The sequence below is a fragment of the Streptomyces sp. HNM0574 genome (assembly GCF_012726235.1).
GTDB lineage: Bacteria > Actinomycetota > Actinomycetes > Streptomycetales > Streptomycetaceae > Streptomyces.
Window position 1 is genome coordinate 124,903 of record NZ_JAASAH010000002.1, and the last position, 14,066, is coordinate 138,968.

General features: G+C 72.7%; 8 protein-coding genes. 2 read left to right on the forward strand and 6 right to left on the reverse strand.

Going from position 1 to position 14,066, the window contains the following annotated elements; translation table 11 throughout:
- Nucleotides 1-8 precede the first annotated feature (8 nt).
- The 3 genes from HCC30_RS04125 to speB form a co-directional block, all read right to left on the reverse strand.
- On the reverse strand, nucleotides 9-2,708 hold the full coding sequence (locus tag HCC30_RS04125; protein WP_169440621.1) for a glycosyl hydrolase family 65 protein: 2,700 nt from the start codon (nucleotides 2,706-2,708) through the stop codon (nucleotides 9-11).
- Nucleotides 2,709-2,850: 142 nt separating this feature from the next.
- Complete coding sequence (locus HCC30_RS04130; RefSeq protein ID WP_346776515.1) at nucleotides 2,851-6,696, reverse strand: ABC transporter ATP-binding protein; 3,846 nt, start codon at nucleotides 6,694-6,696, stop codon at nucleotides 2,851-2,853.
- Nucleotides 6,697-7,289: 593 nt separating this feature from the next.
- Nucleotides 7,290-8,342 (reverse strand): agmatinase, encoded by a 1,053-nt coding sequence (speB, locus tag HCC30_RS04135; protein WP_240979325.1) that lies wholly within the window; start codon nucleotides 8,340-8,342, stop codon nucleotides 7,290-7,292.
- Between the two features lie 165 nt (nucleotides 8,343-8,507).
- On the opposite strand from speB, the gene HCC30_RS04140 reads away from it, so the two are divergent.
- Entirely contained in the window at nucleotides 8,508-9,305 is a 798-nt protein-coding gene (locus HCC30_RS04140) for a phosphatase (RefSeq protein WP_169440623.1), read from the forward strand.
- A 67-nt stretch (nucleotides 9,306-9,372) separates the two neighbouring features.
- On the opposite strand, the gene tesB is transcribed toward HCC30_RS04140, so the two are convergent.
- The 3 genes from tesB to HCC30_RS04155 form a co-directional block, all read right to left on the reverse strand.
- Nucleotides 9,373-10,263: an acyl-CoA thioesterase II gene (gene tesB, locus HCC30_RS04145; RefSeq protein ID WP_169440624.1), complete on the reverse strand. Its 891-nt coding sequence runs from the start codon at nucleotides 10,261-10,263 to the stop codon at nucleotides 9,373-9,375.
- A gap of 46 nt (nucleotides 10,264-10,309) precedes the next feature.
- Nucleotides 10,310-11,467, reverse strand: a complete 1,158-nt coding sequence (locus HCC30_RS04150; RefSeq protein ID WP_169441380.1) for an acyl-CoA dehydrogenase family protein — start codon at nucleotides 11,465-11,467, stop codon at nucleotides 10,310-10,312.
- A 159-nt stretch (nucleotides 11,468-11,626) separates the two neighbouring features.
- A complete protein-coding gene (locus HCC30_RS04155; protein WP_169440625.1) occupies nucleotides 11,627-12,268 on the reverse strand; it encodes a TetR/AcrR family transcriptional regulator in 642 nt (213 codons plus the stop codon).
- Between the two features lie 136 nt (nucleotides 12,269-12,404).
- Here HCC30_RS04155 and HCC30_RS04160 point away from each other — a divergent pair, with 136 nt between their 5' ends.
- Complete coding sequence (locus HCC30_RS04160; RefSeq protein ID WP_169440626.1) at nucleotides 12,405-14,063, forward strand: carboxyl transferase domain-containing protein; 1,659 nt, start codon at nucleotides 12,405-12,407, stop codon at nucleotides 14,061-14,063.
- Nucleotides 14,064-14,066 lie beyond the last annotated feature (3 nt).

The window sequence follows — 14,066 nt, forward strand, 5'->3', positions numbered from 1 at the left end:
GGGCAGGCTCACCGCTCGGTGACGCGCAACTCCGCGATCCCGGCGGGCTTGTCCGCGTCCGCCGAGGTCACCGTGGTGCGCACGTAGCGGAACGGTGCCCGCTGCCCGTCCCGGGGCGCGGGGCGCCAGTGCCTGCCGTCCGGGGAGACCTCCGTCCGGTGGCCTTGGGGCTTCGTGCCCGACCAGGTGTGCGCGATCCGCGCGGCCGGCACCGGGCGGGCCAGCCGGACGGTCAGCGTGCCCTTCGCGCCGTCCGGGGCCCACGCCGTCGCGTCGCTGCCGTCGACGGCGGCGCGCGCGTACATGCCCGGCTGCTCGGAGCCGGCCCGCGCCGCCTGGCAGCGTGCCGCGTCGTCCGTCGGCGTGAGGTCGGGGCGCCGGGTCCTGAACACGGCGGGGGCGGACTCGCTGACGGTCTGCTCGCCCCGCGGGCCCTCGACGCGGAAGGGCGCGCCCTCCCGCAGCCGCACGGTGGTGTGGTGCGCCTTCATCTCGATGTCGTACGTACGGCCCTGCCAGCGCAGCCCGTTGAGGGTGACGCCCCGGGCCAGCCGGGGCGGCAGCATCGGGTCCAGCTTCACCCGGTCCTCTCGCATCCGCTGTCCGGTCAGCCCGTTCGTGAACACCTGGAGGAAGCCGCCCTTGCCGGTGAGGAAGTCCTGCGCGGGCGAGCCCGACAGCGGGTCCTCGGCTCCGGCCTTCTCGCCGCGCGCCTCGGAGAACAGCGCGTACGGGCCGCGCATGAACGGGCGTACGGAGCGCTCCAGATAGGTGTCCACCGCGCAGCCCGGCTCGTTGGTGCCGGCGGCGACGACGGCGTGCACCGAGTCGGTCATCGCGGGGCCGTCGGGGTCGGTCCTGGCCGCGTAGTGGTCCAGCGTCCTGGCGGCGGTCTCCTTCCGCATGGGCCACTCCAGGGGGTACATCAGCAGCACCGTGTCGGCCTGTTTGATGAGCGAGCCGTCGTAGCCCGCGTACTGCCGGAAGACGCCGTTCTTCTCGTCGAAGGGGATGCGCAGGCCGTCCGCGACCTTCCGCCACCGGGCCGGGGCCGTCTCGCCCAGCAGCTCGGCGGCGCGGGCCGCGTGCCGGAGCGCGGTCGCGGCGCCCGCGTTGGTGAACACGCCGTCGTCCACGCCGTTGCTGTACTCGTCGGGCCCGGCGACGTTCCGCACGGAGAAGCTGCCGTCGCCGTTCCTGGTGGCCCGGTCCGCCCAGAACGCGGCGATGCCCTTCAGCAGCGGCCAGCCCCGCTCGCGCAGCCAGCCGGTGTCGCCCGTCGCCGTGTAGTACTGCCAGACGGCCAGGGCGATGTCGCTCTGGAGATGGTTCTGGGTGCGGCAGTGCGGCGGGTCCCAGCTGTGGCACTCCTTCCACAGGTCGCCGTGGCTGCCGGTGTTCCAGCCGTAGAAGAGCCCGGAGTGGCCGAGCTTCTCCGCGTTCGCGCGGGCACCGGCGCGGGTGCGGTAGCGGTAGTCCAGTACGGAGCGGGCCAGTTCGGGGTGGGCGGCGAGCAGGCTCGGGTACATCCAGGTCTCGGCGTCCCAGAAGACGAGGCCCGCGTAGTTGTCGCTGCTGAGCCCGGTGGGCGCGATGCTGTCGTCCGCGCCCTTCCGGGTGGCGGAGAACAGCCCGTACTGCGCGGAGCGGATCCACCGCTGGAGCTCTGGCCTGCCCTCCACCTCGATGCTGCCGCGCCACAGCCGCTCCCAGGCCGCCGTGTGGCCGGCGAGCGTCCGCCGCCAGCCCCGCTCCGCCGCGTCCCGGGAGGCGGCGACGGCGTCGGCCCGGGGCGCGGACGAGGTCAGCGCGGTGTCGACGCCGACGTACTTGGTGAACGCGTACGTGCGGCCGCGCTCGGCGGTGAAGGACGCGCTCTGCCGGGCGGTCAACTTCCGTTCCGTGGCTGCCTTTTGTTCATCCTCTGTACGCACTGCGGGGCCCGGCCGCAGGGTGGACGCCACGGCTCCCTCCGTCCCGGTGCCGTCCGCGCGGAAGCCGACGCTCATCGTGCCCGCGCCCCGGTCCGCGGCGCCGGTGGCGGCGATCCGGCGCGCGCCCCGCCCGTCCAGCACATCGGTGACGCGCGCCCCGCCGCTCCAGTGCGGGGTGACGCGCAGGCGCACCGCGCCGGCGTGCGCGTGCGCGCGGTCGGCGAGGACCTCGTACGTCAGGTCCGTCCGGCGCCCGTCCGACGCGGTCCAGGTGAGCGAGGTGCGGACGAGGCCCCGGCGCAGGTCGAGGGACTGCGTCCAGTCCGAGACGCGGGCGCGCGGGGTGCCGGAGGAGAAGGTCTCGCCGCGCCCGTCCGAACCTCCGTCGGTGGCCGTGAGGTTGAGCCCCGTCCAGGTGGGGAGGGCGGCCAGGACCTGCCGGCCGTCGGCGGTGCGCGGGTCGTGCGCGTACAGGCCGGCGACGAACGCGCCGTCCTGGCGCGGGGTGAACAGCGGCCAGCCGGTCTTCTCGCCGGTGGCCGAGTGGCCCGCGCCGCGGGGCCCGATCCGCTGCCCGAGATAGCCGTTGGCGACGTACGGGCGGTGGCTGTCCCGCTCGCGCACGGCGTCGGAGCGCAGCACCCAGCCGCCGTCGGACGGCGGGGCGGCGGGGCGGGGCGGCCCCGGGGAGGGGGCGGCGGGGGTCGTCAGGGAGGCGGCGGTCACCAGGGAGCAGACGAGCACGGGGACGGCCACACGCGCGGCTCTGAGCATGCGGTGAACCTAAAGTTGTGAACATGACGAGTCAAGAGTTCGCGTCATGTGTTCAACCCCCGAAAGAAAAAGGGCCGCCGGAACACAACCGGGGCGCGGCGACCCGGACTTGGGTCGCCGCGCCCCGGTGTGAGACGTCCCGTCAGGCGGCCGCCGGCTCGGTCTCGCCGGTGAAGGTGCGCCACAGCCGCGCGTAGGCGCCGTCCCGCTCCAGCAGCTGCCGGTGCGTGCCGTCCTCCACGACCTTGCCGTGGTCGAGGACGATCACCCGGTCGGCGCGGGCCGCCGTGGTCAGCCGGTGGGCCACCACCAGGGTGGTGCGGGTGCCCGCGAGCCGGTCGGTGGCCTGGTTGACGAGGGCCTCCGTGGCGAGGTCGAGCGCGGCGGTGGCCTCGTCGAGCAACAGCACGTCCGGGTCGACCAGTTCGGCCCGGGCGAGCGCGATCAGCTGCCGCTGCCCGGCGGAGAGGTTCCGTCCCCGCTCGGCGACCTCGTGCAGATAGCCGCCCGGCAGCGAGGCGATCATGTCGTGCGCGCCCACCGCCCGCGCGGCGGCCTCGACCTCGGCGTCCGTGGCGTCCATCCGGCCGTAGGCGATCGCGTCCCGCACCGTGCCGGGGAAGAGGTACGGCTCCTGCGGCACGACGCCCAACCGGTGCCGGTACGCCGTCAGATCGAGGGTGCGCAGGTCCTGCCCGTCGGCGAGCACCGCGCCCGAGGTCGGGTCGTAGTAGCGGGCCACCAGTTTGACCAGGGTGGACTTCCCGGCGCCCGTCTCGCCCACGAAGGCGACCGTCTGACCCGCGGGGATCGTCAGGTCGACGGCGCTCAGCGCCGCCTCCTCCCGCGCGGCCCGCTCGCCCGTGCCGGGCTCGGCCCCGTCCTCGGCCGTGGCGTACCGGAAGTGGACGTCCCGGAAGGTGATCTCGCCGCGCAGCCCGTCCACCGGGCCCGGGCGCTCGGCCTGCGGGGTGCTGCTCTCCTCACGCATGAGCTGCTGGATGCGGCCGAGCGCGACGGACGCCTGCTGGTACCCGTCGAACACCTGGGAGAGCTGCTGCACGGGGGCGAAGAACAGCTCGATGTAGAGCAGGTACGCGACCAGCGCGCCCGCCGTCAGCGTGCCCTCGTCGATCCGTCCGGCGCCGACGATCAGCACGGCCGCCGTGGCGAGCGAGGCGAGCAGCTGGACGAAGGGGAAGTAGACGGAGATGAGCCACTGGCCGCGGACCCGGGCCTGGCGGTAGTGGTCGCTGCGCCGCGCGAACCGGTCGGCGCCGCGGCCCTCACCGCGGAACGCCTGCACCATCCGGAGCCCGGCGACCGACTCCTGCAGATCCGCGTTAACCGCGCTCACCCGCTCCCGCGCCAGCTCGTACGCCTTCACGCTCTTCCGGCGGAAGACGTACGTGCCGACGGCGAGCAGCGGCAGGGTGGCGAAGACGACCAGCGCCAGCTGGACGTCGAGCACGAGCAGGGCGACCAGGATGCCGAGGAAGGTGAAGAGCGAGACGACGGCGGTGACCAGCCCGGTCTGGAGGAACGTCGAGAGCGCGTCCACGTCGGTGGTCATGCGCGTCATCACCGCGCCGCCCAGGTGGCGCTCGTAGTAGTCGAGCCCGAGCCGCTGGAGCTGGGCGAAGATCTTCACGCGCAGGACGTAGAGCACGCGTTCGCCGGTGCGCCCCATCATGCGCAGCGAGAGGATCTGGGCCAGCCACTGTCCGACGACGGCGAGCAGCGCGAAGCCGGAGGCCGCCCAGACGGCGCCCAGCGCCGCCTGCTGCACGCCGTCGTCGATGCCGTTCCGGATCAGGACGGGCAGGAGCAGTCCGAAGCCCGCGTCGAAGGCGGCGAAGAGCAGCGCGAAGACGAGCGCGGCGCCGAACCCGCGCAGCAGCCGGCGCAGCCCGTAGGACCGCTCGGGCGCCCCGGCGGCCGCCTCGTCGACGTCCGGGGTGTCGGTGGCCGGGGGCAACGCGGCGACCTTGGCGAGGAGTTCGGGGCTGCCGGGCATCGCGCCCAGCTCGGAGCCGAAGGCGCCGGGACGGCCCGCCTGCGCGGCGGAGACCCCGGCACGGCCCGAACCGGCTCCCGGGGCGTCCGCGGCGTCTTCGTCGGCCGGGCGCACCCAGAGCTCGGGGGTGACGTCGCCGGGCGCTTCGTCGGGGGTGCCGTCGGCGCCGTGCGCCATTCCGGCCGGGTCGCGCTGGACGCCGCCGAGTTCGTCGGGGTCGGTGAGCAGCCGGCGGTAGAGGTCGCAGCGTCCGGTGAGCTGCTCGTGGGTGCCGATGTCGACGAGCCGTCCGCCGTCCAGGACGGCGATGCGGTCGGCCAGCGCGAGGGTGGACTGGCGGTGCGCGATGAGCAGCGTGGTGCGGCCCGCCATGACGCCGCGCAGCGCCTCGTGGATCTCGTGCTCCACCCGGGCGTCGACGGCGGAGGTGGCGTCGTCGAGGAGGAGCAGGCGGGGGTCGGTGAGGATGGCGCGGGCGAGCGCTATGCGCTGCCGCTGGCCGCCGGAGAGGGTGAGCCCCTGCTCGCCGACCTCGGTGTCGTAGCCGTCGGGGAGCTCGCTGATGAAGCCGTCCGCCTGTGCCGCGCGCGCGGCGGCGCGTATCTGCTCGTCGGTCGCGTCCGGGGCGCCGTAGGCGAGGTTCTCGCGTATGGAGTCGGAGAACAGGAAGCTGTTCTCCGGGACGAGGCCGATGGCCGAGCGGAGCGAGTCCAGGGTGAGGTCGCGGACGTCGTGCCCGCCGACGCGGACGGCGCCGCCGGTGACGTCGTAGTAGCGCGGCAGCAGCAGCGAGACCGTGGACTTGCCGCTGCCGCTGGTGCCGACGACGGCGACCGTCTCGCCGGGCTCGATGCGCAGGCTGAAGCCGTCGAGGACGGGGGCGTCGGCGCGGTAGCCGAAGCTGACGCCGTCGAACTCGACCGACGCGTCGGCGTCCTCGGGCAGCTCCCGGGCGTCCTCCCGTTCGGTCATCTGCGGCTCGGTGTCGATGAGCTCGTAGACCCGCTCGACGCCGGCGCGTGCCTGCTGCCCGACGGTCAGCATCATGGCGAGCATCCGGACCGGGCCGACGAGCTGGGCCAGGTAGGTGGAGAAGGCGACGAAGGTGCCGAGGGTGATCTGCCCCTGGGTCGCCATCCAGCCGCCCAGCGCGAGCATGGCCACCTGCCCGAGCGAGGGCACGGCCTGGAGGGCCGGGGTGTAGCGGGCGTTGAGCCGGACGGTGCGGAGGCGCGCGGCGAAGAGTTCGCGTCCGATGTCGCGGAGCTTGCGGGACTCCTGCTCCTCCTGCCCGAAGCCCTTGACCACCCGGACGCCGGTGACGGCGCCGTCGACGACGGAGGCCACCGAGCCGGCCTGCTGCTGCGCGTACCAGGTGGCCGGGAAGAGCCGGGCCCGGCTGCGGCCCGCGATCCACCACAGCAGCGGGAAGACGGCGAGCGAGACGACGGTCAGCAGCGGGGAGAGGGCGATCATCACGACGAGCGCGACGGCGAACAGCAGCACGTTGCCGATCATCATCGGCAGCATGAACAGGAGGCTCTGCACGAGCTGGAGGTCACTGGTGCCCCGGCCGACGACCTGTCCGGTCGACAGCTCGTCCTGGCTCCGGCCGTCCAGCCGCACGATCGCCCGGTACATCTCGGTGCGCAGATCGTGCTGGACGTCGAGCGCGAGCCGCCCGCCGTAGTAGCGGCGGGCGTAGGTGAGGACGTAGATGACGGCTGCCGCGGCGATCAGCAGGCTGATCCAGAGCAGCATCCGGCCGCTGCCGCCGACCACCACGTCATCGATGATGACCTTGGTCAGCAGGGGTATGAGGGCCATGACGCCCATGCCGCCGAGTGAGGCGCCGAGCGCCAGCACCACGCTGCGTTTGTAGCGCCAGCAGTAGGACGCGAGGCGTCGCGCCCAGCCCGTCGGCCGCTGCTCGGAGCGGCCGCTCTCCGGTTCCGTCTCTCCCCTGGTCACGGTCGTCGTCGCCGTACCCGCCACGCTGCGTCCCTCGCCCTCGTTGTGACCGTCCCTGTCTGCGTGAGCCCCAACGTCCTGCAACGGAGTTTTCATCCCACCGCAACACGGCGCGACCGGAGAGACGGGGACGGGGCACGGAACGGAGCGGGGGCCGCCTCGGGCGGCTGGAGGAGAACGGCCGGTGACGGCCCTGGGGAACGGGCGACTCCCCAGGACCGCCCCGGCCACGGGGACGTCCATGGATGCAGACAGGCAGGCACCCCCCACGAGGCCGGCACTGTCGCCGTCATGCGACGCCCCCATCCCGCGGGATCGCGTTCCGCAGTCTGTCGATTACCTCCACGAAATGCACGTCCACCGAACAGAATCAGTAACGTTGTGTGTTAAATCAGATTCGCACAGTAATCCTCAGAGATCGTCGCCGCCTCTTCGCGCACCGCACGGACCAGCGGGTTTCGCAGCTCTACAGCGGCGTCGTACCCGCACGGGGGGCCGTGCGCCGCTCCGCGCCCACCCCGAACACGGCCGGAAATCAACCAGTGACAGGGCGCATTCGGCACGGCGTGCGGTACGGGAGCGGCGCACGGGGCTCAGTCCTGTACGGAGCGCGCCTCGGCGATCTGCCGCGACATGATCGTCGTCAGCTCGTAGGCCGTGTGGGAGGCGGCGACCGAGGTCATCTCCGCGTGGTCGTACGCCGGGGCGACCTCGACCAGGTCGGCGGAGACCAGGTGGCAGTCCGCCAGCCCACGGAGGATCTCCAGCAGCTCCCGGGAGGTGAGCCCGCCGGCCTCGGGGGTTCCGGTGCCGGGCGCGTGCGCCGGGTCGAGCACGTCGATGTCGACGGAGATGTACAGCGGCCGGTCACCGATCCGCTGCCGCAGCTGGTCGGCGACCTCGTCCACGCCGCGGCGCATCACGTCGGCCGAGGTCACGATGCCGAAGCCCATCCGGGCGTCCTCGTCCAGGTCCCGCTTCCCGTACAGCGGGCCGCGGGTGCCCACATGGGAGAGCGCGGAGGTGTCCAGCAGGCCCTCCTCGAAGGCCCGCCGGAACGGCGTCCCGTGGGTGTACTCGGCGCCGAAGTAGGTGTCCCAGGTGTCCAGATGGGCGTCGAAGTGGAGCAGCGCCACGGGACCGTGCTGCCGCGCGACGGAACGGAGCAGCGGCAGGGCGATGGTGTGGTCGCCGCCGAGGGTCATCATCCGGGCGCCGGTGTCCAGGATGCTGTCGGCGGCCTCCTGGACGGTCTCCACCGCCTCGTTGATGTCGAACGGGTTCGCCGCGATGTCCCCCATGTCCGCGACCTGCGCGAGCCGGAACGGCGACGCGTCCTGCGCGGGGTTGTACGGGCGCAGCAGCCGGGACGCCTCACGTATCGCGTTCCCGCCGAACCGCGCGCCGGGCCGGTACGACACCCCCGTGTCGAACGGGACGCCGACGACGGCGACGTCCGTGCGCCCGCCGACCTCGTCGATCCGCGGCAGCCGCGCGAACGTGGACGGGCCCGCGTAGCGCGGGACGCGCGAGGAGTCCACCGGGCCCTGCGGCCCGTCGGCCGCCCCGCGGGGTACCCCGGACGGCGTGGAGGACAGGGAGGACGCGTACTGCGGATACTGGTTCTCGGACTCGGAGCTCGTCATGGGAGTGAGCGTAAGTGCCCTGTACAGCGCCACCATTTGGACAGTTCAGCGAGGCCGCGGACGGGCTTTGCACCCATGTGTACATGGGGTCACGGCGGCCGCACGGCGCTCCCCGGGAGGGAGGTACCGCCCACGCCGCGGGCACGGACGGGTGACAATGACCGCATGTCCATATTCGCCGTGCCCGAAGCGCCCTCCCGTTCCGAGCTGATCAGCCATCTCGTCCGCACCCGGATCGCGGGCGAGGTCGCCACTCCCCGCGAGAACAACCTCTCCCACTACCGCAAGCTCTCGAACGGTGACCGCCACTACTGGCTGGGCCTCGAACTCGGCGACAGGTGGACCGACGAGCAGGACGTCCTCGCCGTGATGGCGGAACGCTGCGGCGTCGTCGACGACGCGGACCACCGGGCCGGGCAGGACACCATCGACCCCGAACTCACCGTCGGCGCGCTGGACCGCGCGGCCGCCGAGCTCCGCAAGGCCGCCGAGACCCGCGCCACCGTCCTCTTCGCCACCGGCCACCCGGGCGCGCTGCTCGACATGCACGGCGCGGTCGCCAGGGCGCTGGACGCCGCCGGGTGCACCGTCGTCCGGGTGCCGCTGGGCGTCTTCGCGGACGAGGGCGTGGTCGTGCAGTTCGGCGGCGTCGCCGTGTACGAGCGCGGCGCCTCGCTGTGGCACACCCACTCGCCCGAGCCGATGGCCCGGGTCCTGAACGCGCTGGAGGGGGCGGGCCGGAAGCTGCCCGACCTGGTCGTCGCCGACCACGGCTGGGCGGGCTGCGCCGCGCAGCGCGGCATCACCACCGTGGGCTTCGCCGACTGCAACGACCCGGCACTGTTCCTCGGCGAGGCCGAGGACACCCTGTCCGTCGCGGTCCCCCTCGACGACCACGTCACCGACCCGCGCTTCTACGAGCCGATGACGGCCTACCTCCTCAAGGCCGCCGACCTGGCCTGACGGACCGGCCGGGACAGAACGGGGGCAACGCCGGGACGGAGGGCCGGAATTCGTGATTCCGCGCCCCTCAGTCCCGTCCCCTCGGCACCCGCACGACGCCCTCCTGGATCACCGAGACGGCCAGCCGTCCGTCCCGGGTGAAGATCCGGCCCTTGCCGAGCCCGCGCCCGCCCTGGGACGTCGGGCTCTCCTGGTCGTAGAGCAGCCACTCGTCGGCACGGAACGGACGGTGGAACCACATCGCGTGGTCGAGGCTGGCGCCCACCACGTCGCCGACGGCCCAGCCGCCGCGCCCGTGCGCGAGGAGCACCGAGTCGAGCAGCGTCATGTCGGAGACGTAGGTGGCCAGGCAGATGTGGAGCATCGGGTCGTCCAGCTCGCCGTCCAGCTTGCCGTTGGTCCGGAACCACACCTGCGACCTGGGCTCCTTCGGGCTGCCCACGCTGCCGAACGGGGGCTCGGCCACGTACCGCAGGTCCACCGCGGCGCGGGCCTTCATCAGCCGGCGCGGGATCTCCTCGTCGCGGAAGAGCTCCGTGTAGCGGGGCAGCAACTCCTCTGCCGTGGAGAGCGTTTCCGGGTCCGGGGCCTCGGGCATCGGCTCCTGGTGCTCCAGCCCCTCCTCGAAGGTCTGGAAGGACGCGGAGAGATGGAAGATCGGCTGCCCGTGCTGGACGGCCACCACCCGCCGGGTGGTGAACGACCGGCCGTCGCGGATGCGGTCGACGGTGTAGACGATGGGCGCCCCCGGGTCACCGGCACGCAGGAAGTAGGCGTGCAGAGAGTGCGGCAGGCGCCCCTCGGGCACGGTGCGGCAGGCGGCGACGAGCGCCTGCGCGGCGACCTGCCCGCCGAAGACGCGGGGGACGAGGGACGCGCGGCTGTCCCCGCGGAAGATGTCCCGCTCGACCCGCTCCAGATCGAGCAGGTCGAGCAGGGACGTCAGTTCGTGGCTCATGTGGCTGATTGTGCACGCCTCGGGCTACCGAAGGTTACGGCGAAGATCACAGCCCCATGGACTTCGCGACGATGGAGCGCATGACCTCGCTGGTGCCGCCGTAGATCCGGGTCACCCGGGTGTCGGCGTACAGCCCGGCGATCGGGTACTCCAGCATGTAGCCGTAACCGCCGTGCAGCTGAAGGCACTTGTCGATCACCTTGGCCGCCAGCTCGGTGGTGAACAGCTTGGCCGAGGCGGCGTCCGCCGGCGTCAGCTCCCCCGCGTCCAGCGCCTCCAGCGCGCGGTCGACGACGGCCTGCATGGCGTCGACGTCGGACTTGCAGTCCGCCAGGACGAACTTGGTGTTCTGGAAGGACGCGACCTCCTTGCCGAAGACCGTGCGCTCCTTGACGTACTCGTGCGCGAACCGCACCGCGGCGGCGGACTGCGCGTACGCGCCGATGGCGATGCCCAGCCGCTCCTGCGGCAGGTTGTGCGTCAGGTAGGAGAACGCCTTGCCCTCCTCGCCGAGCAGGTCCCGGGCGGGCACCTTGACGTCGGTGAAGGAGAGTTCGGCCGTGTCGGAGGCGCGCAGTCCGAGCTTGTCGAGCTTCCGCCCGACGGCGTAGCCCTCACTCTTCGTATCGACGACGAGGATCGAGATCCCGCCACGCCGGTCCTCCGCGGACGGCGGCGCCGTACGGCAGCAGACCAGGACCCGGTCGGCCTGGACGCCGCCGGTGATGAAGGTCTTGGCGCCGTTGAGGACGTAGTGCGTACCGTCCTCGGACAGCTTCGCGGTGGTCTTCATCCCCGCCAGGTCGGACCCGGTGCCCGGTTCCGTCATCGCGATAGCCGTCATCATCTCGCCGGAGACGAACGACGGCAGCCAGCGCCGCTTCTGCTCCTCGCTGCCGTACTTGAGGAGGTACGGCAGGCACAGCGCGGTGTGCACGCTGGAGCCGCCGAAGCTGACCCCCGCCCGCGCGCACTCCTCGGAGATGACGGCGTTGAACTTGAAGCTCGTCTCCCCCGCGCCGCCGTACTCCTCCGGCACCTCGATACCGAAGATCCCGAGCTCACCCAGCTGCTTGTAGAGCGAGCGGGGGACGTAGCCCTGCTCGGACCACTGCTCGTAGTGGGGCGCCACCTCGCTCCGGATGAAGTCACGGATGGTCTGACGGAACGCCTCGTGGTCCTCGTTGAACACCGTGCGACGCACTGGCACGCCTCCTCGTCTAAGCGCTTGCTCAGCCGTCAAGCTACCTACGGTCACTCCCCCTGTCCAGAGCCGGAACAGCCCGCCGTCCGGCCGTTTCCGAACAGGGGGAGGCCGGGCGGGGGTTGGGGTTCGCGCGAGGGAACGGCCGCGGCCGGCGCGTCAGTCCCGCGGCAGGGGCCCGGACGGGGCCGCCGCGGAGAGGGCGCCGCGGGCGAGGCGGTGCAGGAGGGCCGCGGTGGTCGCGCGGTCCGGGAGGGTGGACGGGCCGCCGAGGTGCGGCGTGGAGTTGAGCAGCCCGAAGACGGTGTGCACCGAGACCCGCGCCTCCAGCTCTGTCAGATCCGGGTAGACCTCGCGCACGGCGCCCACCCACAGCTCCACGTACTGCCGCTGGAGCTTGCGGACCCGCTTGCGCTCGGCCTCCTTGAGGCGGTCCAGCTCGCGGTCGTGGAGCGTGATCAGCGCCCGGTCGTCGAGCGCGAAGTCGATGTGGCCGTGGATCAGCGCGTCCAGCGCCTGCTCGGGGGGCAGCCCGGCGGCGGTGGACTCCTCCAGGCGCATCCGGCCGCCGTCGTGCAGCCGCTCGCTGATGCCGACGAGCAGCTCGGCGAGCATCGCGTCCTTGCCCGCGAAGTGGCGGTACAGCCCCGGGCCGCTGATGCCGACCGCGGCCCCTATCTCGTCGACGCCGACGCCGTGGAATCCGCGCTCGGCGAACAGCCTGGCGGCCTCGCGGAGGATCTGCTCCCGCCGGGTCGGGGCCGCTTCCCCCGTCTTCGCCGCCGCCGTCTTCGTGCTCATGAATCCATTCTAGACAGCGACGTTAGTGGGCGTTAACCTGACGTCGTCGAGTTAACGCCCACTAACGTCCGGCGGCGGCCGGAGCGGGCGGAACACGCACCGGACATCGCACGGTCGAGCAAGGGGGCTCAGCGGCATGGACGAGCAGACGGTGCCCGCGGCGGCGGGATCGGCACCGGCGCTGACGAGCGCGGCCGATCCCGCGTCCGAGACGTACCGCGCCAACGAGGCGGCGCACCGCGAACTGGCCGCCGGCCTGCGCGAGAAGCTCGCCGCGGCCCGGCTCGGCGGCGGCGAGCGCGCGCGCACCCGGCACACCGCGCGGGGCAAGCTGCTCCCGCGCGACCGCGTGGACGCGCTGCTCGACCCGGGCTCGCCCTTCCTGGAGCTGGCCCCGCTCGCGGCCGACGGGATGTACGACGGCGCGGCACCGGCGGCGGGAGTGATCGCCGGGATCGGCCGGGTCGCGGGCCGCGAGGCCGTGATCGTCGCCAACGATGCCACCGTCAAGGGCGGCACCTACTACCCGATGACGGTCAAGAAGCACCTGCGCGCGCAGGAGGTGGCCCTGGAGAACCGCCTGCCGTGCGTGTATCTGGTCGACTCCGGCGGCGCCTTCCTGCCGATGCAGGACGACGTCTTCCCGGACCGCGAGCACTTCGGCCGGATTTTCTACAACCAGGCGCGGATGTCCGGCGCGGGCATTCCGCAGATCGCCGCCGTCCTCGGCTCCTGCACGGCCGGCGGCGCGTACGTCCCGGCCATGAGCGACGAGGCGGTGATCGTCCGCGAGCAGGGCACGATCTTCCTGGGCGGGCCGCCGCTGGTGAAGGCCGCGACGGGCGAGGTCGTCTCGGCCGAGGAGCTGGGCGGCGGCGAGGTGCACAGCCGCGTCTCCGGCGTCACCGACCATCTCGCCGAGGACGACGCGCACGCGCTGCGCATCGTGCGGCGGATCGCCGGCACCCTGCCCGAACGCCCGCCGCTCCCCTGGTCGGTGACGCCCCCCGAGGAGCCCGCCGTCGACCCGGCCGGCCTGTACGGCGCCGTCCCCGCCGATTCCCGCACGCCCTACGACGTGCGCGAGGTGATCGCCCGCGTCGTGGACGGCTCGCGCTTCCAGGAGTTCAAGGCCGAGTACGGCACCACGCTGGTCACCGGCTTCGCGCACATCCACGGCCACCCGGTCGGCATCGTCGCCAACAACGGCATCCTGTTCTCCGAATCGGCCCAGAAGGGCGCGCACTTCATCGAGCTGTGCGACCAGCGCGGCATCCCGCTGCTGTTCCTGCAGAACATCTCCGGCTTCATGGTCGGCCGGGACTACGAGGCGGGCGGCATCGCCAAGCACGGCGCCAAGATGGTGACGGCCGTGGCCTGCGCGCGGGTGCCCAAACTGACGGTCGTCATCGGCGGTTCGTACGGCGCGGGCAACTACTCGATGTGCGGCCGCGCCTACAGCCCCCGCTTCCTGTGGATGTGGCCGAACGCGAAGATCTCCGTGATGGGCGGCGAGCAGGCCGCCTCCGTACTGGCGACCGTCAAGCGGGACCAGATGGAGGCGCGCGGCGAGGAGTGGAGCGCCGAGGAAGAGGAGGACTTCCGGGCCCCCGTCCGCGCCCGGTACGAGGAGCAGGGCAGCGCCTACTACGCCACGGCCCGGCTGTGGGACGACGGCGTGATCGACCCGCTGGAGACGAGAACGGTGCTGGGGCTCGCGCTCACCGCGTGCGCCAACGCACCGCTGCCGCAGAAGGATCCGACCGCGCCGGGCTTCGGCGTCTTCCGGATGTGAGGG